This is a genomic window from Brevibacterium renqingii (assembly GCF_017808095.1).
Taxonomy (GTDB): Bacteria; Actinomycetota; Actinomycetes; order Actinomycetales; family Brevibacteriaceae; genus Brevibacterium; species Brevibacterium renqingii.
Map to the genome: position 1 here is coordinate 90197 of NZ_JADBHG010000001.1, position 18534 is coordinate 108730.

Consider the following 18534-nt stretch of genomic DNA (forward strand, 5'->3'; position numbering starts at 1 on the left):
TTCTCTGCCGCCCTCACGGTGCTGCTCGTTCGGGCGTCGTCATCCTTCGCACCGACAGTGGTGTCCATCAATTCTCCCACAGCCGTCTAGACTGAAGTGGTGTCAGAGCACTATTTCACCGAATCGCCGAGCAGCGAGGCGAGAACCCGTGAGCTGCACCTCGAATTGGCCGGCCACGAGGTCACCGTCGAAACCGTATCAGGCACCTTCTCCCCCACCCGCCTCGACCTCGGCACGGCCGTGCTGCTGCGGCACCTGCCCGAGCCGTCGACCGGTGATGTGCTCGACCTCGGCTGCGGTTGGGGGCCGATCGCGCTGCACACGGCGTTGGAGGCCAGAGACGCCGAGGTGGATTTGCGAGTGTGGGCACTCGACGTCAACTCCCGGTCCCTGGAGACCACCGCGGCGAATGCCGGCCGATTGGGACTCGAGTCGATCCGCACCGTCACCGCCGAGGAGATCCCCGCCGAGGTGGAGTTCACCGCGATCCGGTCCAATCCCCCGATCCGGATCGGCAAGGAGGCACTCCACGAACTGCTCGAGACCTGGCTGCCGCGTCTGGCTCCCGGCGGCCGCGCGGACCTCGTGGTGTCGAAGAACCTCGGCGCCGACTCGCTGCAGAAGTGGATCGCCGGGATGCTCGGGAACGGATTCGAGGTCGTGCGCACGGGTTCGTCCAAGGGCTTCCGGGTTCTCACCGTCCACCGGGACTAGTTCGGGCTGCGGGACCGGATCGGGCCAACCGGGGCTGGAGCTATCCCTTCGGCCGCTGGTGCCGCCTCGGCCGGGTTCGGCTCTCAGCTGATGGTGCCGCCGGCGACGAGGACGGCGGGGCCGGCGAGGCTGACTCGCCCGCTCGTGCCTTCGGCATTCGGATCGATCTCGATGCGCAGCTGACCGCCGGGCACGTCCACACGCCACTGCAGGGGTGACTTCTCCCCCGCCCAGTGGTGGGCGGCGATCGCCGCGGCGCAGGCACCGGTGCCGCAGGAGCGGGTTTCGCCGACGCCGCGTTCGAACACGCGCATCCGCAGGGCGCCCTCTCCCCCGGCCACATCGGAGCGGGCCGGTTCCATGACGATGTATTCGACGTTCGAGCCCTGGGCGGGCACCGGGTCCACGACAGGTGCGTCACGGAGGTCGGCGGCTTCGAGCTCGGCGGTCTCGGCAAGCGCGACGACAGTGTGCGGGTTGCCGGTGCTCACGCGCAGGCCGGGCCGGGCCACTTCGATGCCTCCGGTGGTCACGAGCGAGGAGTTCGTCGGATCGAGCGACCATTCGCCCATGTCGACCGTGTACCAGGCGTCGCTGGACGAACCGGGCCCGGACGCTGCGGCGGAGACGACGTCATCGCCGGTCTGGACGCCGAGGGCCGGGTTGAGAGTCGTGCGCACGGTCTTGATGCCGTCACGGGTGCCGACGAGGATGTCCCGGGCATCGGCCGGGATGCGTCCGCTGGTGACGAGGGCGTGGGCGAAGACACGGACCCCGTTGCCGCACATCTCCGACAGGCTGCCGTCGTGGTTGTAGTAGTCCATGAACCATTCGGCTCCGGCCTCGGCCTGCTCGGCGGCTCCGGGGATTCCGCTGGCGGCCGAGCGCACGATGCGGATGATTCCGTCGGCTCCGAGTCCGGCACGCCGGTCGGCGAGGGTGGCGATGGTTTCAGGATGGATCTCCAGCCGGCTGTCGTCGTCGGAGAGGAGGACGAAGTCGTTCTGGGTGCCGTGCCCCTTGACGAAGGCGACATCGGCCAAGGCGGCGAACGGGGTATCCGGAGTGCTCATGTCTCCATCCTATCGGTGGACTCGGCGAGGATGTCGAGTGCCCGTGTGCGGTTCTGCCCGGCGTCGGCGGCGGTGCCGTCGATCCAGTGGATCCGGGGGTCGCGGCGGAACCAGGTGTCCTGCCGGCGGGCGAACTGGCGGGTTCTGATGACCGTCTCCTCCTTCGCCTCGGCGGCGGTGATCTCACCATTCAGATGACGCTGGATCTGGGCGTAGCCGATGGCCCGTGAGGCGGTCTTGCCCTCGGCCAGTCCGGCCGCGAGCAGACGGCGCACCTCATCGACCCACCCGTGTTCCCACATAAGATCGACGCGAGCGGCGATGCGCTCGTGAAGGATGCCTCGGTCCATGCTCAGGCCCAGGTGAATGGTCGGTTCGAGCTCCTGATAGTCGGGCAGCTGGGCGCTGAAGGGCCGACCGGTGAGTTCGATGACCTCGAGTGCGCGGGCGATGCGCCGCTGGTCGTTGACGGTGATCTTCTCCGCAGCCGCCGGGTCGAGTTCGCGCAGCCTCTGGTGCAGTCCCCACCGGTCGGCTGCGGCCTCGGCCTCCAGCCGGGCGCGTACTTCTGGATCGGTGCCGGGGAACTCCATATGGTCGACGGCGGCACGCACATACAGCCCGGATCCGCCGACCAGGATCGGGCGCTGCCCGCGGTCGCGGATGTCCGCGATGGCGGCTCGGGCGCGTGCCTGGAAGTCCTGCACGTTCGCCTCGGCGGTGACGTCGAGGATGTCGATGAGATGGTGCGGGATGCCGCGCCGTTCCTCGACCGGGAGTTTTGCGGTGCCGATGTCCATGCCCCGGTAGAACTGCATCGAGTCCGTGTTGATGATCTCCCCGCCGAGGTGTTCGGCCAGATCGAGCGCGAGATCGGATTTGCCGGTGGCGGTGGCGCCGACGACGGTGATGATCGGCGACCGATCGAGGTCCCCGCTCATGCGCGCCTCTCCACGATCATGCCCGTGCTCACGCCCAGGCTCCGGCTGCACACAGCGAGCGGACTTCGTGCACGCGTTCGTCGACGCTGAGGGTCGCCGCCGACATGGTTCCTCCGCGCTCGAGGATGTGTCGGAGGCCAACCTCCAATCCGGCGAGGTTCGCGTGGACGTCGGCAGACCGGGCACAGAGGTCGACCACCCTGTTGACATCGACGCCAGCAGAGGCGGTGAGCGCGTCGACGACTTCTGCGTCGAAGCCCGCGGCACCGTCGACGGGTGCCAGGGGCGCGTCCTCGGTTGCGGCTGCCGACAGATCGATGGGCAGCAGCAGATTCGGACTGCTGCCCAGCGGGCCGACCTCGACGCCGGCAGCATGTGCATGAAGCAGACCGACGATGACGGACGGATCGACAGCCTCGGCGTCTGTGCGTTCGGTTGGAGTCAGGGATTCGACCGCTTCCACCCAGTCGTGGCCGGTCAGCGTACGGCCGGTGCGGGTGTCGACGCCGCGGTCGATGCCCCATCCTCCGAGTCCGACCAGGGGCGGCAGGGACCCGACCGGCAGCGACCAGCATGTCTGTGTGCGCAGTGTCTCCCTGATGAGGGCGCGCAATTCAGCCACCCGTGCCGTTTCGACACGATCGATGTCCTCGAGCAGCACTGGGGCTGCCGGGATGATGGCGAAGGCCCCCATCTCAGGCGCGGGTGCGGAGAGTCGGCATGCCCAGGTTCGTCGTCGCTCCGGACCCCTGGCCGGGAGTCGGGGTCCCGCAGCTGTCAGCCTGCGCCCGGTCGTAGGCGTCACCGGCAGCAGAAGGACGCACCGAGTATCCGGAGTCGGCGAGGAGGAAGTACGGCTTCGCCTCGGTGACGGTGGCAGTGACGAAATCACCCGGGCGGGGCAGCTGGGACTCTTCGGGGATGCCCACGTGGATGAGCCGGTTGTCCGCGGCGCGACCGCTCAGGCGAGGAGAATCGCCGTGGGGCAGTTTGGTCACGAGCACCTCGACGGTCTGGCCGATCTGGGCCTTGTTCTCTTCCCAGGCGATCTCATCCTGCAGTGCAGTGAGCCGCTCGAAGCGTTCCTGGACGACTTCCTTGGGCACTTGGTCGTCCATCGTCGCCGCCGGGGTTCCCGGGCGGATCGAGTACTGGAAGGTGAAGGCCTGAGAGAACCGAGCGCGGCGGACGATGTCCATGGTGCCCTGGAAGTCCTCTTCGGTCTCGCCGGGGAAGCCGACGATGATGTCCGTGGTGATCGCCGCGTTCGGGATGCGTTCGCGCACGGTGTCGAGGATGTTCATGAACCGCTTCGTCCGGTACGAGCGACGCATGGACTTGAGGATCGCGTCCGAACCGGACTGCAGCGGCATATGCAGCTGAGGCATGACCGTGGGAGTCTCGGCCATCGCATCGATGACGTCCTCGGAGAAAGCCGCGGGGTGCGGACTGGTGAAGCGGACGCGTTCGATCCCCTCGACATTGCCGACGGCTCGCAGCAGCTTGGCGAAGGCGCCCTTGTCACGGAATTCCGCGCCGTAGGAGTTGACGTTCTGGCCGAGCAGGGTGACTTCGACGACTCCGTCGGCCACGAGCGCTTCGACCTCGGCGAGGATGTCGCCGGGGCGTCGATCCTTCTCCTTGCCGCGCAGGCTGGGCACGATGCAGAAGGTGCAGGTGTTGTTGCAGCCGACGGAGATCGACACCCACCCGGAGTGCTGGGATTCGCGGCGGCTGGGCAGGGTGGAGGGGAAGACGTCGAGGCTTTCGAGGATCTCGACCTGAGCTTCCTCATTGTGGCGGGCGCGCTCGAGCAGCGCCGGCAGCGAACCCATGTTGTGGGTGCCGAAGACGACGTCGACCCACGGGGCCTTCTTGACGATCGTGTCCCGGTCCTTCTGCGCCATGCATCCGCCGACGGCGATCTGCAGACCGGGGTGGCGCTCCTTGACCTTCGCGAGCTGGCCGAGGTTGCCGTAGAGACGGTTGTCGGCGTTCTCGCGCACAGCGCAGGTGTTGAAGACGACGACATCGGCCTGGTCGTCGGTGTTCGCCTGAACGTACCCGGCGTCGTCGAGGAGTCCGGAGAGACGCTCGGAGTCGTGCACGTTCATCTGACATCCGTAGGTCTTCACCTCGTAGCTGCGAGGTGTGGTCTCGGATGTCGTCGGGGAGTCAATCAGTTCAGTCATGGCGCACCCATTCTAGCCGTTCCCTCCGCCCAGGCCGCACACGCAGATCGTGCCGCCGCCGCGGCGAGCGTTCAGTCTTCGGCGAGCACTTCCCGAGTGACCTTGATGCAGATGGCCGAGGGGAAACCGCGTCGGGCGAGCATGCCGAGGATCCGTCGCTCCCGCACCTCATAGTCCAAGCGACGAGTGGAGGCGGCCTTCTTCGCGGCGACTTCCCGTGCGAGTTCTTCTTCCCCGTCGACTTCGGAGACGGCCTCGGAGGCGAGCTCGGGGCTGATGCCCTTCTTGGCCAGTTCGCGTTTGAGCACGGAGCGCGAGAGCTTGCGGCTCTCCCGCTGCGCACGGACGAAGCGGTGGGCGAACTCTTCGTCGTTGAGCAGCCGGGACTTCACGAGCTTGTCGATGAGAGTGTCGATGGCTTCAGGCATCAGCTCGCGCTTGATCAGTTTCTTGCGCAGCTCATCGCTCGAGTGGTCACGCATGGCGAGCATGTTCATCGCCGTCTTCTTCGCCTTCGCATAGTCGGCGTCGAAGTCGGGGGCATCGTCGCCGTCGTCGTCATCGGCGAAGCTCAGCGCATCGGCGAAATCAGGAGCTGCCCCGGCCGCGCCTTCGGCCCAGCCGCTGCCGGCGGCTTCGACAGCCCTGCCTGGTTTCGACACACCGGGCTGGCCGGCACCGGTACGGACGGTCTCGCCCGGTATGGACAGGCCGGCGAAGAAGCCGGATTCCCCTTCGGCATGGCGCTGATCGATCTCCGAGATCGCGTCGCGCAGCTGCGAGAGCGTCTCCGTCTGATCCGCCTCCCCCGCACCGTCCTGCTGGGACGGCACGAGGGCGGACTCGTCGTCCGGAGACTGCTTGTCAGGAGACTTCGACGTCATCCGTCTGCGCGGTCGCTGCGGAATCATCGGCATCCTCGGCGCCTTCCTCGGGCTCGTCGGCCTTGATGAGACCCAGCTTGTGCTTGATCTTCAGCTCGATCTCCTCGGCCAGGCCGGGATTGTCACGAAGGAAGTTGCGCACGTTCTCCTTGCCCTGACCCAGCTGGTCACCGTCATAGGTGAACCAGGATCCGGATTTGCGGATGATGCCGTTGTCGACGCCCATATCGATGAGGCTGCCCTCACGGGAGATCCCGTGTCCGTAGAGGATGTCGAACTCTGCCTGCTTGAACGGCGGGGCGACCTTGTTCTTCACGATCTTCGCACGTGTCCGGTTGCCGACCGCGTCCTGGCCCTCCTTGAGGGTTTCGATGCGGCGCACGTCGATGCGCACAGAGGCGTAGAACTTCAGAGCCTTACCGCCCGAGGTGGTCTCCGGCGAACCGAAGAAGACTCCGACCTTCTCACGCAGCTGGTTGATGAAGATCGCGGTGGTCTTCGACTGGGCGAGGGCACCCGTGATCTTGCGCAGCGCCTGGGACATCAGGCGGGCCTGCAGACCGACGTGGCTGTCGCCCATCTCGCCCTCGATCTCGGCCTTGGGCACAAGCGCGGCAACGGAGTCGATGACGATGATGTCGAGGGCCCCGGAGCGGATGAGCATATCGGCGATCTCGAGCGCCTGCTCACCGGTGTCCGGCTGGGAGACGAGCAGCTGGTCGGTGTCGACACCGAGCTTCTTCGCGTACTCGGGGTCCAGGGCGTGCTCGGCGTCGATGAACGCCGCGATGCCGCCGCCCTTCTGGGCATTCGCCACCGCATGCAGGGCCACGGTCGTCTTACCGGAGGATTCCGGACCGTAGATCTCGACGACACGGCCGCGCGGAAGACCGCCGATGCCCAGAGCGATATCGAGGGCGACCGAGCCGGTCGGGATCGAGGCGATCGGTTCGCGAACACCCTCACCCAGACGCATGATCGCGCCCTTGCCGTAGTTGCGATCGATCTGCCCCAGCGCAGCGTCGAGAGCCTTCGACTTATCGCCGCCGCTGGGGACCTGGAGGTTCTTGGGTGTACGTGCCATGACGTCTCCTCTTCGTTGCTTTTCCTTTGAGACCAAGGCTAGAAGATGGCACTGACATAACGACAGAGGAGGGATCTCCCCCGTGGATAACCAGCCACTCATGGTCACAGGTCCCGTGATTCCCCACCAGCATAGCCCACATGGGAACAGGTGTTCGATATATTCGGGTGTGTCGCTGCGGCCTTTATCGCAATGTCGGATCCGGTTCGGCCGAACGTCGGAGGATCAGAACGGCCGGGAGCGCGGCTTCTCCTTGCCGAGACGACGCGATTCGGGCACGCTCATGGAATCGCAGACGGCGATCCAGATGTCACGGGGTTCGACGCCTGCGGCAAACGCCTCTTCGGCGGTACGCGATCCCAGCGAACTCAGAGTCAGGTCGGTGTGCAGGGATGCCGCGCGTGCCTCACCGAACTCCTCGTTCATGAGCGTCCAGTAGAGAGTGTGGCGCATCAGGGCTTAGCGGCCAGGCGCGGCGCAGAGTATCCGTCGGGGTGACCCAGGATCTTGTCCGACAGTTCCTGCGGAATGGTGTCGGGGATCTGCACTCCCTCTTCGAGGGCGAAGCGATCCGACACTGATGACAGCAGTGCCGACAGCGGCAGATCGAGTGCCTCGCAGATCGCGGACAGCAGCTCAGAGGAGGCTTCCTTCTGTCCGCGTTCGATCTCGCTGAGGTAGCCCAGCGACACGCTGGCTCCGGTCGAGACGTCGCGAAGGGTGCGTCCTTGACGGCGGCGGGCGGAACGAAGCGCGTCGCCGATTTCGACTCTCAGTAACATTGCGCGGCCCTCCCTTTGTCAGCGCGTCCCGTCGTCGTGGTTCCCACAACCTTACAGCCTGGCCGTGACACAGCACCAACCTGGTGCCCCGAGCGGATGGTATTGCCAGTCCATTCGAAGACTTTGGAGAAAATTCGTCCGATAGTCATTACTCGGTCAACCCCGAGGGGGCCGAACTTATTCCTCAGCCGCCGTTCCCGTCATCCTCGGCCGCCTCGTTCCCCTCGGCCGCCTCGTTCCCTTCGGCCGGGCCGAACGCGAGCTCGGTGACGAACTCGTCGAGGTTCGTCGACATGGCTCGCACCGTCTGGTTGCGTATGGCGTCGCGGTCGCCGGTGAATTCGTGTTCGAAGACCTTGGCCTTGCCGCCGAAGGCGATGGCCGTGTAGACGAGACCGACGGGCTTGCCGTCCTGCGGATCGGGCCCGGCCACGCCGGTGCAGGAGATGCCGATGTCGGCCACGCACTTCACAGCCGTGCCCACGGCCATCTGCGCGGCGACGACGGGATCGATCGGGCCGGTCTCCTCGAGGTGGTCGGCGTCGACGGCGGCCAGGCTCGACTTGAGGTCGGTGGCATAGGTGATCAGTCCCCCGCGCATGACTGCCGAGGCGCCGGGAACGTCGACGAGCGAAGCGACGAATCGGCCGCCGGTCAGGGATTCCGCCCCGGCCAGCGAGAGCCCGAGCCGAGTGCAGTTGGCGATGATGCGACGATTGGTCTCGAGCAGCGCAGCCTCGATCTCAGGCACGGGAACCGTCTCCGTCTGTGCCGCCCGACTTCGCCTCGCGGTAGAGCTTCACGGCCTGCACGCAGTAGTCGATGCCGGTCACGAGGGTGACGATGATCGCCGCGGTCATGACGATCCAGGCGAAGACGAGCAGGATGGAGTACACGACCGAGGGAATGATGTCGGCCAAGGGGAAGATCAGCAGGAAGAGCCCGATGGCCACGGTCTGCAGCACGGTCTTGATCTTCCCGCCCCGTGAGGCGGGCATGACGGCGATGCGGATCATGAAGAAGCGCAGCGCGGTGATGCCGAACTCGCGCACGAGGATGATCACCGGCACCCACCAGGGCAGTTCCATGATGACGGCCAGGCCGATGAGGGCCGCGGCCATGAGCGACTTGTCTGCTATGGGGTCGGCGATCTTGCCGAAGTTCGTCACGAGGTTGTACTTGCGCGCCAGGTCGCCGTCGATCTTGTCGGTGAGCATGGCCAGGAGGAACACGACGAGCGCCCACCACCGGGTCGTGACGTCGTCGCCCCCGTGCGCCAACAGCAGCACCAGGAAGACGGGCACCATGAGGATGCGCAGCACGGTGAGCGCGTTCGGAATGTTCCACGGACTCGGTTCTGCTGCGGGTTGCTGAGAGGCCCCGGCCTCGACTCGATCGTTCACGTGACCACCCTATCGGAGTGAGCTGAGGAGAACATCGCAATCACCGACGCCGAGGCGGGTGCCCGATATTCGGACACCCGCCTCGGCGAGTGGCGTCGTCATGGTCGACGACGGGGTGCGACTGCGGAGACAGCGGTGGCGGAGGGCTCAGCGGCCGGTGAGCTGCCAGGCGTCCTCACCGCTGGCCTCGACGACCTCGAGCCCGGTCTCCGGGTCGACATCGCCGACGCTGAGGTCCTCGGCGTGACCGACTCCGTGACCGTAGCGTCCGGAACCGTGGCCGTTCGCTGCGGAGCCGCCCGAGGACTGTCCGGAGTCCTCATCGGGCGGGGTCTCGCCCTTGATGATCGCCAGCGTGCCTGGCAGGTCATCGGGCCGGACGAGCACATCGCGGGCCTTCGATCCCTCGGACGGTCCCACGATGCCGCGGGACTCCATGAGGTCCATGAGGCGACCTGCCTTGGCGAACCCGACGCGCAGCTTGCGCTGAAGCATCGAGGTCGAACCGAACTGCGTGGTGACGACCTGTTCGACGGCCTGGAGCAGGAGTTCGAGATCGTCGCCGATCTCCTCGTCGATCTGCTTCTTCGGCGCCTCGACGGCGACGTCCTCGCGATAATTCGGTTTGAGCTGGCCCTTGACGTGGTCGACGACCTTCTCGATCTCGGACTCGTTGACCCAGGCGCCCTGGACGCGCATCGGTTTGGCCGCGCCCATCGGCAGGAACAGGGCGTCACCCTGGCCGATGAGCTTCTCGGCTCCGGGCTGGTCGAGCACGACCCTCGAGTCGGCCAGCGACGAGGTCGCGAACGCCAGACGCGAGGGCACATTGGCCTTGATGAGGCCGGTGACGACGTCGACGCTGGGTCGCTGGGTGGCGAGCACCAGGTGGATGCCGGCGGCACGCGCGAGCTGCGTGATGCGCTGGATCGAGGCTTCGACGTCGCGCGGGGCGACCATCATGAGGTCGGCGAGCTCGTCGACGACCACGAGCAGGTACGGGTAGGGCTGGAGCACGCGCTCGGAACCGGCCGGGGGCGAGATGCGCCCCTCACGGACGGCCTTGTTGAACTCCTTGACGTGTTTGAAGCCGTAGGTCGCCAGGTCGTCGTAGCGGGCGTCCATTTCGCGCACGACCCATTCGAGCGCCTCGGCGGCCTTCTTCGGGTTCGTGATGATGGGCGTGATGAGGTGCGGGATGCCTTCGTAGATCGTCAGCTCCACGCGCTTGGGATCGACGAGGATCATCCGCACCTCGTCGGGGGTCGCACGCATCATGATCGAGGTGATCATCGAGTTCACGAAGCTCGACTTACCGGCACCGGTGGCACCGGCGACCAGCAGGTGGGGCATCTTCGACAGGTCCGCGACGACGAATCCGCCCTCGACGTCCTTGCCCACGCCCATGACCATCGGGTGGTCGGATTTGCGGGCGGCCTTCGACCGCAGCACATCGCCGAGGGCGACGTTCTCACGGTCGGAGTTCGGGATCTCGATGCCGATGGCCTTCTTGCCGGGGATCGGCGAGAGGATGCGCACATCGGCGCTGGCGACCGCATACGAGATGTTCTTCGACAGCGCCGTGACCTTCTCGACCTTCGTACCCGCACCGAGTTCGACCTCGTAGCGGGTGACCGTCGGTCCGCGGGAGAATCCGGTGACCTGGGCGTCGATCTTGAACTGCTCGAGCACATCGCGCAGCGCTTCGACGACACGGTCGTTGGCCTCGGAGCGCTCCTTCGCGGGAGGTCCGGGCTGGAGATTGTCCGAGGCGGGAAGCGTGTAGGTGACGTCGCCGGCCAGGGTGAGCTGCTCGACGCGTTCGGGCAGCTGCTCCGTGGGAGGCGCTGCGGGGGCATTGGTGACCGGGACCGGCGCCGAGGCGGCCGCCTCGTCCGTCTTCTGTCCCGAGGCCCCCTTGTCCTCGTCCATGCCGATGGTCTTCTTGAGCGCGGCCATCTCGCGTTCGGCCTTCGTCGGACGGCGCTGACCGGGCTTGAGCTTCGGCTCGGGGTCGGTCTCGATGACCGTGGTGTCGGCCTCTTCGTCACTGACGTCGTTCTCGTGGATATAGGCCTTGTCGTAGGCCTTCGTCGCAGTGTCGTCGTCGGAGGCGGCGTCGGGGTCCGGAGTGTCGGTCTTCTTCTTCCGGCTCCGGCGCTTGGCACCCATGACGGGTTTGAGACTCGAGGTGCGGGCGTTCTCGGCCACGAGGTCGGTCTGTGCCTCTTCGGCCTCGGCCGCGGTCTCCGGACGGGTGCCCCCGGTCAGACGCCAGTAGAGGTCGGTGAGGCGCTTGGGGATCGCGCGCACCGGGGTGGCCGTGACGACGAGCAGGGAGAACAGCCCGAGGAGGACGAGCAGCGGCACGGCGACATACACAGTTGTCGCGATGACCAGGGGCGAGGAGACGACGAAGCCGAGCGCCCCTCCCCCGTTGGCCATGGCCTCACGGGAGTTCGTGAAGGTGGGATTGCCGGCGGCGATGTGCGCCAGTCCGGAGGCCGCGAGCAGGCCGAAGATCATCCCGATGAGGATGCGGTTGTTGCCGCGGTTGTCGTCGCCGCGCAGGAACAGGCGGATGGAATAGCAGGTGAAGATCACGGGCAGGGCGAGTGCCACACGCCCGAAGGTGCCTTCGACGATTCCGCGGACTCCGTCGCTGATCGCACCCGGAATGTTCCACCATTCGAAGGCGGCGATGACGATCGAGAGTCCGATGAGGAAGAAGGCGGTGCCGTCTCGCTTCGTCGGAGACTGGTCGATCGGTTCGTCGCTGAGAGTCTTTCGCGCACGGTTTCCGGCCATGTGGGCCACTCCCCTCCATGCACCGGTGACAACGTTTGTCCCGGGTTCTTCGGTCCCCGCTTGACCGGACCGACCAGCGCTTTTGCGCGCTGTGCGTTTCCCGGAACCAGAAGCGGGGGAAGTCGTTCTGGTCGCCATGTCTCTCATCTTAGGACGATATTGCACTCCTGCCCAGCAAATCCGCAGGTTTCGGCGTGCCATGAGGGTGCTGCGAACGGGTGAATTGCCACGTCAGAATGCCTGTCCCGTCCGCGCTTATTCGACCGCAGTCTGTCCGCCCGAGTCGCTCCGACGCAGCCTGCTCCGACGATTCTCTCCGCCGCGGGCATTCCGGGGATTCTCTCCGCCGCGGGCGATCCCGGGATTCGCTCCGCCTCGGCGATCCTGGGTCCGACACCGACGGTCCCGGGCCCGACGCGGGCGATCCTGGGTCCGACACCGACGGTCCCGGGCCCGACGCGGGCGATCCTGGGTCCGAAGCGCTGGAAGCGCTGACGAATCTGAGCCGAGACGACCGGGATGACCTTCGACCTATCTGCTGCCTTAAGTGGTCGTTTCAGGCGGATCTGGTGCCCTTAGGAGGTCGTTCTAGGCGGATCTTCCTGCGGTTTCTTCCGCCCATTTCGACCACGTAACGCAGGCGCTTCGTTCCTTGCCAGACGGTCAGCCCGCCGACTGGACGCATGATGTGATGACCGCGCGACGTTTCAGACGCTAGCCCCCGCCGGGCTCGGCCAATGCTCGCGAACGCAATCGCCAACACAACATCTACTGTATGCTCCTGGTGAAACTCGGGATACGAAAGGGTACGTTGTTGAATCGCTTCACGTTTGGACTCATGGCCGCTGGCAGCGCTCTTGCATTGGCGGCCTGCAGTGCCGATTCCGGAAATCAGGACACTCAGGACTCGACAGATGAAGAGGCGGCGCCTAGCCAGACCGAGGTCGAATCACAGGAGTCCGAAGAACGTGCTGCGATGAGTCCAGAGGACTTCAATGAACGCATCCTCTCCCTCGACGATCTGCCGGGAGGTTTCACAGTTGAGGACGAGGTCGAATTCGGAGAGACCGAGGAACAAGCGGACAATCCCTTTGACGCCGATGACAGCTCTTCGAAAGCTGATTCGACTCAAACCGCATGCATCGTCGGCACCATGAAGACCCATTCGTCGGACTTGAACGGAGTCTCCGCCGCCCGGAACTTCGACAACTCCAACGACAGCGCCGGCACTTTCATCATGACCTCGCTGTCCAGACCGGAGAAGGGAGCGAAGGAGATGCTGAAAGACCTCCGAAAGACGGTGGATGAATGTCAGCGGACCATCGATGCACAACCAGCCGAATCGGTGGATATCTTTGAGCCCAGCGGCAACAAGGGCGAAGGATTCTGCACGACCGCATATGACGGCTCGTTCATAGGCCAGGGAAAGATCGTCATGTCCGAGTGCTACGTCGCGTGGGCCGGTGAGCTGATGACGATTCATAACATGGCGTTCGAGGCCGGCGTCGCTTCCCAGGTCGATCGAGACGCCGTTCAAGGAGTCACTGACCATATGACTGACGACCTCCTGCCGAAGGCCCTCAAGAAGGCCGATATGGCGAAATCCTGACCTCGGCGATCAGCAGATCACAGTCGCGGCCCGCCCGCATACATGTGCTCCGATCCGATTGCCCCGGACTGCAGTCACTTCGGAGCGCCGCGCATCCCTCTTTCCGTGCGACGAAGGCGAGCTCACGGCCAACGCGGTCGCCGTGTCTGCGGCCAACGCGGTCGCCGTGTCCGCGGCCAGGGCGGTCACCGTGTCTGCGGCCGTCAGCGGACTGTGCTTTTTCGGCATGCACCTCGCCTCGATCTTGCTTACCCTCCCGAGTCTTCTCATCAAGTGGTACCTCGTCACCTGGGCGTTCATCGTCTACAACATCGTTTCAAGCGGAACTGGTGCCCTTAGGAGGTCGTTCTAGGCGGATTTTCCTGCGGTTTCTTCCGCCCATTTCGACCACCTAGCGCGAGTGAACGCCGCCAGAGGGCCGCGCGGCGAGAACTGGGTACACGACCGGGACGAGGGCGACCCGCGTGAGAGGTGCGCGGCCGGAGCGGGGTGCGCGAACGGCAGAATCCACTCGCGCCGGGTCAGCGATCGCGGCCCCGCTCAGCGGGTGGCGTAGAGGTGCTCGGGGCGGCCGGTGCTGCCGTATTGGAGGGAGACGGTGATGGTGCGGGCCTCGGCGAGTTTCGCCAGGTGTCGCTGCGCGGTCGCGCGGGAGGCACCGACCGCCTCGGCGACCTCGAGGGCCGTCATCGGACCGCTCGCCTCCTCGAGCGCGTTGAGGATCCGACTCGTCGTCGACGATCCGGCCCGGCTCGCCCCCGTCCCGCCGACGGCGGAGGCATCGTGGAGGTTGCGCAGCTGGCGTTCGAGGTCGGCCTGGTCGACCTTGTCGCGCTCCCAGTACCGGAGGAAGCGGGCATAGCGGCGCAGGAAGCTGTGGAGGACCTCGGCGGCGAAGGGTTTGACGATATAAGTCATCGCCCCGGCCCGCAGCGCGGAGCGCACGACCTGTGGATCCGTGACCGCCGAAAGCACGATGGCATCGATGTCGGTCTCGCGGATGAGATCGACTCCGGTGCCCTCGGGCAGCACATAGTCGACGAGCAGCAGGTCGACGTCCTGTTCGGCGATGACCTCGCGCGCCGTGGCGAGGTCCCGCACCGGTTCGAGCGCCGTGAAGCCGGGCACCTCGTCGACATAGCGGCAGTGGATCTGCCCGACGAAGAAATCGTCGTCGAGCACGAGAACATTGACCATCATCTCTCCTCGGAGTGCTGAAATTCCTCGAGCGCATCGGGCAGGACCACACCGAAGCTCGCCCCGCCGAGCTCGGGATCGTGGCCGTCGATGAGCCACACCCGGCCGCCGCCGCGTTCGGCCACCCGGCGGCTGAGCGCGAGCCCGATGCCCAGTCCGTGGCCATCGCCGGTTCCCGTCCCCGTCGCCAGCCCGATCCCGAAGTCCTGCGCCGAGGCGGGCGCGGCGGTCGAGAATCCCTCGTCGAAGATCGTCTCCCCGAGTTCCGCATCGACGCCGTCGCCGGTGTCGGTGACGACCGCATGGAGCTCGGCCCCCGAGCTGAGCAGCTGCACCTCGACCCGGCTCGTTCCGTCCGGGGGGCGGCGAGCGGCGACGGCGGCGCGGACGGCGTTGTCGATGAGATTGCCGAGGATGAGCGTGACGGCCTCGGGGTCGCGGACCGTGCCCATGGTCAGGGAATCCGGGGTCACGGCCAGAGTCACCCCCGCCTCGGCGGCGGTGGTCCCCTTCGCCTCCAGCACGGCGCGCAGATAGGCGTCGGAGATGAGCTCGATGTCCTCGACCGGGGTCGTGATCGGCCCTGTGCCCAGCAGCGAGGCGAGGTAGGTGTGGGCCTCATCGGTGGCGCCGGTGTCGACGAGGCCGAGCACGGTGTGCAGGCGGTTGGCGAACTCGTGGCGCTGCGTGCGCAGGGCTCGGGCCATGGCGGTGACGGATTCGAGCTGGCGGGCCATCGTGAGCATCTGGGTCTCATCGCGCAGCGTCACGACCCCGCCGACGGAGACTCCGTCGCGTTGGACCCGCACAGCGGTGGCCAAGAGGATCCGCTCACCGATCGTGGTCCGCCGGCGCAGCGCACCTTCGGCGGGGGCGTCGGCCATCATCGCGGTGATCTCCGCGGGCACGGTGTCCGAGCTCGGGGCGACGCCGAGCAGCTCCTCGGCATTCGAATTGCTCACGGTCAGCTCGCCGGCGGAGCTGAAGCCGAGGACGCCGTCGTCGAGTCCGCGCAGCACTGCGCCCTGATCGCGGGCCATCTCGGCGAGCTCTTCGGGCCCCACCCCGAGAGTCTCCCGCCGCAGCCGGCGCCCGAGCATGACCGAGACGATTCCGCCCAGGGCCAGCGCCAGCACCGCCACTGTGCCGAGCAGGAGCAGCTCGCGGCGCACGTCCGCATCGAGCACTGAGGCATAGATGCCGACGGAGACCTCGCCGACGACGGTCTTGCCGTCCTCGCTCGAGTAGATCGGCACCTTGGCCCGCACCGTCTCCCCCAGCGTGCCCGATTCGTGGGAGACGTTCTCACGTCCGGCCAGAGCCTCGTCCGGGGAGGTCGAGACCTTGTGGCCGATCTTCGACCGGTCGGGGTGAGTCAGCCGGATCCCGCGGTCGTCGGTGATCACGGCGAAGCTGATGCCCGACCGATCCCGCAGGTCATCGGTGATGTCCAACATCGAGGCCACGAGGTGTCCATCGGGATCCACGGCATGCTCTGCCGAGGCCGCGGTCGAGGCGGCCCGGACGTCCGGGTCGATCGCCAACGTGCGGGCGGTGGCCAGGGCCTTCGTCTCGGTCACCTCGGTGACGGTGCGCGCGCCCATCCACGCGAACACGCCCGTCACCAAGGCGAGAGTGACGACGACGAGCGCGAGCTGAGAGATCAGCACACGGCGGGAGAACGACTGGCGGGGCCGGGGCACGCGCTCACTGTACGCACGAATGAGCGCAATGCGCAAAAGGTGGTCAACGATCAGAACGCCATCAGTGCACACAAACGCGCGCGGCACGTGATCTGGACCCTACGGTGTTCTGAGCCTCACATCCGCCTTCGAAGGAGAAGCCCGTGCTTGTCATTCTCGGTTTCGCCATGATCGGCGTCTTCATGACGCTGATCATGACCAAGCGCCTCTCGCCGATCCTGGCGCTCATTCTCGTCCCCACCGTCTTCGGCCTCTTCGCCGGGGCCGGTCTGGGCATCGGGGAGATGGTCATGGACGCGATCGCCTCGATGTCGTCGACGGCAGCGCTGCTGCTCTTCGCGATCATCTACTTCGGCATCATGATCGACGTCGGCCTCTTCGACAAGCTCGTCGAGTTCATCCTCAAAGTCGCCGGACACGATCCGGTCAAAGTCGTCCTCGGCACAGCCCTGCTCACCGGGGCCGTCTCGCTCGACGGTGACGGTTCGACGACATTCATCGTCGTCACCGCCGCCATGCTGCCGATCTACCAGCGGCTCGAGATGTCGCCGGTGGTGCTCACCTGCGTGGCTGGTCTCATCAACGGCACGCTCAACATCGTGCCCTGGGGCGGGCCGACCGCACGCGCGTCCTCGGCGCTGCAGATCGATGCGAACGACATCTTCGCCCCGATGGTGCCGTCACTGGTCGCGGGTCTGCTCGTATGCCTCGTCTTCGCTTACCTGCTCGGTCTCTCCGAGCGTCGTCGCCTGGCCAATAACGGTGTGGCCTGGGTCGAGGAGCGCGGGTCGAACCGTCGCAAAGACCTCGTCGGCGCCGTCGCCGGGTCGAGCGGCAAGGGTGCGACCGCGGCCGGCGCGGCCATGACCCCATCCGGTGCGACCACGGCCGGTCACGGTGCCGGGAACGGCACGGCCGCCTCGGCGAGAGGATCATCCGATGGCGGCGACGCATCCGGCGCCGAGGCGGGGGCCGACTCCGCAGACGCCGGAGCCGAGTCCGCCGGTTCCGGTTCGGCCCTGTCGAACACCGCACTCGACCCGCACCGGGCGACCCTGCGCCCGAAGCTGTTCTGGTTCAACCTGGGCCTTACCGTGGCCGTGATGGTCCTGCTCATCGCGGACATCCTCCCGCTTCCGTACCTGTTCATGATCGCCACCGTCATCGCACTCATGGTCAACTTCCCGAAGATGAAGGAGCAGCAGGAGGAGCTGGCCAGCCACGCCTCCGCGATCATCTCCGTCGTCGCCATGGTCATGGCCGCCGGTGTGCTCACCGGCATCATGTCCGGCACCGGCATGGTCGATGCGATGGCCGCGTGGCTCGTCGACGTGATTCCTGATTCGATGGGTCCCTACATGGCCGTGATCACCGGTCTGCTGTCGATCCCGATGACCTTCTTCATGAGCAACGACGCCTTCTACTTCGGCATCCTGCCCGTGCTCAGCGAGACCGCCGCGCATTTCGGCATCTCGGCCGCGGACATGGCCCGCGCCTCGATCACCGGCCAGCCCGTGCATATGCAGTCCCCGCTGGTGCCGGCGATCCTGCTGCTGGTCTCGCTGTCGGGAGTCGAGCTCGGCGACCACCACAAGAAGGTGCTGTGGCGGGCGCTCATCGTCGCCCTCGTCATGCTCGCGGTGGGTGTCGCGCTCGGCGTCATCGGGATCGGCTGAGCGGCGATGACAGATCTGTATTCGACATCGCCTCGCCGCTTCCCCGCCCCGTCCCTGCGCGTGACCGCATCACCGGACGTCGATGCCGCCGAGGCGACCGTCGTCCTCGCGCTGCGGACCGACTCCTCCCCGGCGGTGCTCGACCAGGCGATCGCCGCCGCCCGGCGCGAACGGGCGGCTCTGCGGGCGATCGTGTTCGGCACGGACACGACCACGGCCCCGTCCACGTCTCCCCTGGCCGAATGCACCCGCTTGGGCGCCTCCCTCGCCGAGGCGGGGCTTGCGTACGAGGTGCAGCGCGCCGGTTCCGATCTCGCCGAGCAGGTCCTCGACCTCGCCGACCGGCATGCTGCGGTGGTCATCGTCATGGCCGCCAAGCGCCGGTCCCCCGTGGTCAAGCTGCTGCTGGGCTCGAGCGCGCAGCAGGTCATCCTCGAGGCCGAATGCCCCGTGCTGCTGGTGAAGTGA

18 protein-coding genes are annotated in these 18534 nt (G+C 66.5%); 5 read left to right on the forward strand and 13 right to left on the reverse strand.

The features are described from left to right. Positions 1 to 99: 99 nt before the first annotated feature. Entirely contained in the window at positions 100 to 714 is a 615-nt protein-coding gene (locus tag IIE29_RS00405; protein WP_209323233.1) for a class I SAM-dependent methyltransferase, read from the forward strand. A gap of 83 nt (positions 715 to 797) precedes the next feature. On the opposite strand, the gene dapF is transcribed toward IIE29_RS00405, so the two are convergent. From dapF to IIE29_RS00460, 11 genes are all read right to left on the reverse strand, one after another. Beyond that, entirely contained in the window at positions 798 to 1787 is a 990-nt protein-coding gene (gene dapF, locus IIE29_RS00410) for a diaminopimelate epimerase (protein WP_209323234.1), read from the reverse strand. Next, positions 1784 to 2728, reverse strand: coding sequence for a tRNA (adenosine(37)-N6)-dimethylallyltransferase MiaA (gene miaA, locus IIE29_RS00415; RefSeq protein ID WP_209323235.1), 945 nt, complete (start codon positions 2726 to 2728; stop codon positions 1784 to 1786). The genes dapF and miaA overlap by 4 nt, the downstream gene beginning before the upstream one ends. A 28-nt stretch (positions 2729 to 2756) precedes the next feature. Next, a complete protein-coding gene (locus IIE29_RS00420; protein WP_209323236.1) occupies positions 2757 to 3350 on the reverse strand; it encodes a hypothetical protein in 594 nt (197 codons plus the stop codon). A 73-nt stretch (positions 3351 to 3423) separates the two neighbouring features. Then, on the reverse strand, positions 3424 to 4920 hold the full coding sequence (miaB, locus tag IIE29_RS00425; protein ID WP_209323237.1) for a tRNA (N6-isopentenyl adenosine(37)-C2)-methylthiotransferase MiaB: 1497 nt from the start codon (positions 4918 to 4920) through the stop codon (positions 3424 to 3426). 71 nt (positions 4921 to 4991) lie between these two features. Further along, positions 4992 to 5831, reverse strand: a complete 840-nt coding sequence (locus IIE29_RS00430; RefSeq protein WP_246475627.1) for a regulatory protein RecX — start codon at positions 5829 to 5831, stop codon at positions 4992 to 4994. Continuing rightward, the gene (gene recA, locus IIE29_RS00435; protein ID WP_209323238.1) at positions 5785 to 6888 is read right to left on the reverse strand and encodes a recombinase RecA; all 1104 of its coding nucleotides are present in this window, start codon (positions 6886 to 6888) and stop codon (positions 5785 to 5787) included. The genes IIE29_RS00430 and recA overlap by 47 nt, the downstream gene beginning before the upstream one ends. A gap of 225 nt (positions 6889 to 7113) precedes the next feature. Beyond that, a complete protein-coding gene (locus IIE29_RS00440) occupies positions 7114 to 7341 on the reverse strand; it encodes a DUF3046 domain-containing protein (protein ID WP_209323239.1) in 228 nt (75 codons plus the stop codon). Next, positions 7341 to 7670: a helix-turn-helix domain-containing protein gene (locus tag IIE29_RS00445; RefSeq protein ID WP_209323240.1), complete on the reverse strand. Its 330-nt coding sequence runs from the start codon at positions 7668 to 7670 to the stop codon at positions 7341 to 7343. The genes IIE29_RS00440 and IIE29_RS00445 overlap by 1 nt, the downstream gene beginning before the upstream one ends. Positions 7671 to 7854: 184 nt before the next feature. Continuing rightward, positions 7855 to 8421, reverse strand: coding sequence for a CinA family protein (locus IIE29_RS00450; RefSeq protein WP_343071743.1), 567 nt, complete (start codon positions 8419 to 8421; stop codon positions 7855 to 7857). After that, complete coding sequence (gene pgsA, locus IIE29_RS00455; protein WP_209323241.1) at positions 8414 to 9073, reverse strand: CDP-diacylglycerol--glycerol-3-phosphate 3-phosphatidyltransferase; 660 nt, start codon at positions 9071 to 9073, stop codon at positions 8414 to 8416. The genes IIE29_RS00450 and pgsA overlap by 8 nt, the downstream gene beginning before the upstream one ends. Positions 9074 to 9220: 147 nt before the next feature. After that, the gene (locus IIE29_RS00460; RefSeq protein ID WP_343071744.1) at positions 9221 to 11881 is read right to left on the reverse strand and encodes a DNA translocase FtsK; all 2661 of its coding nucleotides are present in this window, start codon (positions 11879 to 11881) and stop codon (positions 9221 to 9223) included. A 775-nt stretch (positions 11882 to 12656) separates the two neighbouring features. On the opposite strand from IIE29_RS00460, the gene IIE29_RS00465 reads away from it, so the two are divergent. Continuing rightward, positions 12657 to 13490 carry a hypothetical protein gene (locus IIE29_RS00465; protein WP_209323243.1) on the forward strand — a complete coding sequence of 278 codons (834 nt, stop codon included), beginning with the start codon at positions 12657 to 12659 and terminating at the stop codon, positions 13488 to 13490. A gap of 142 nt (positions 13491 to 13632) precedes the next feature. Next, the gene (locus IIE29_RS00470) at positions 13633 to 13842 is read left to right on the forward strand and encodes a hypothetical protein (protein ID WP_209323244.1); all 210 of its coding nucleotides are present in this window, start codon (positions 13633 to 13635) and stop codon (positions 13840 to 13842) included. Positions 13843 to 14030: 188 nt separating this feature from the next. On the opposite strand, the gene IIE29_RS00475 is transcribed toward IIE29_RS00470, so the two are convergent. Both IIE29_RS00475 and IIE29_RS00480 read right to left on the reverse strand, forming a co-directional pair. Further along, a complete protein-coding gene (locus IIE29_RS00475; protein WP_246475628.1) occupies positions 14031 to 14690 on the reverse strand; it encodes a response regulator in 660 nt (219 codons plus the stop codon). Beyond that, positions 14687 to 16390 carry an ATP-binding protein gene (locus IIE29_RS00480; protein WP_209323245.1) on the reverse strand — a complete coding sequence of 568 codons (1704 nt, stop codon included), beginning with the start codon at positions 16388 to 16390 and terminating at the stop codon, positions 14687 to 14689. Before IIE29_RS00480 ends, IIE29_RS00475 begins: the two co-directional genes overlap by 4 nt. 143 nt (positions 16391 to 16533) lie before the next feature. Between IIE29_RS00480 and IIE29_RS00485 the strand changes: the two genes are divergently transcribed. Both IIE29_RS00485 and IIE29_RS00490 read left to right on the forward strand, forming a co-directional pair. Then, complete coding sequence (locus tag IIE29_RS00485) at positions 16534 to 18066, forward strand: CitMHS family transporter (protein ID WP_209323246.1); 1533 nt, start codon at positions 16534 to 16536, stop codon at positions 18064 to 18066. A gap of 6 nt (positions 18067 to 18072) precedes the next feature. After that, the gene (locus IIE29_RS00490) at positions 18073 to 18534 is read left to right on the forward strand and encodes a universal stress protein (protein WP_209323247.1); all 462 of its coding nucleotides are present in this window, start codon (positions 18073 to 18075) and stop codon (positions 18532 to 18534) included.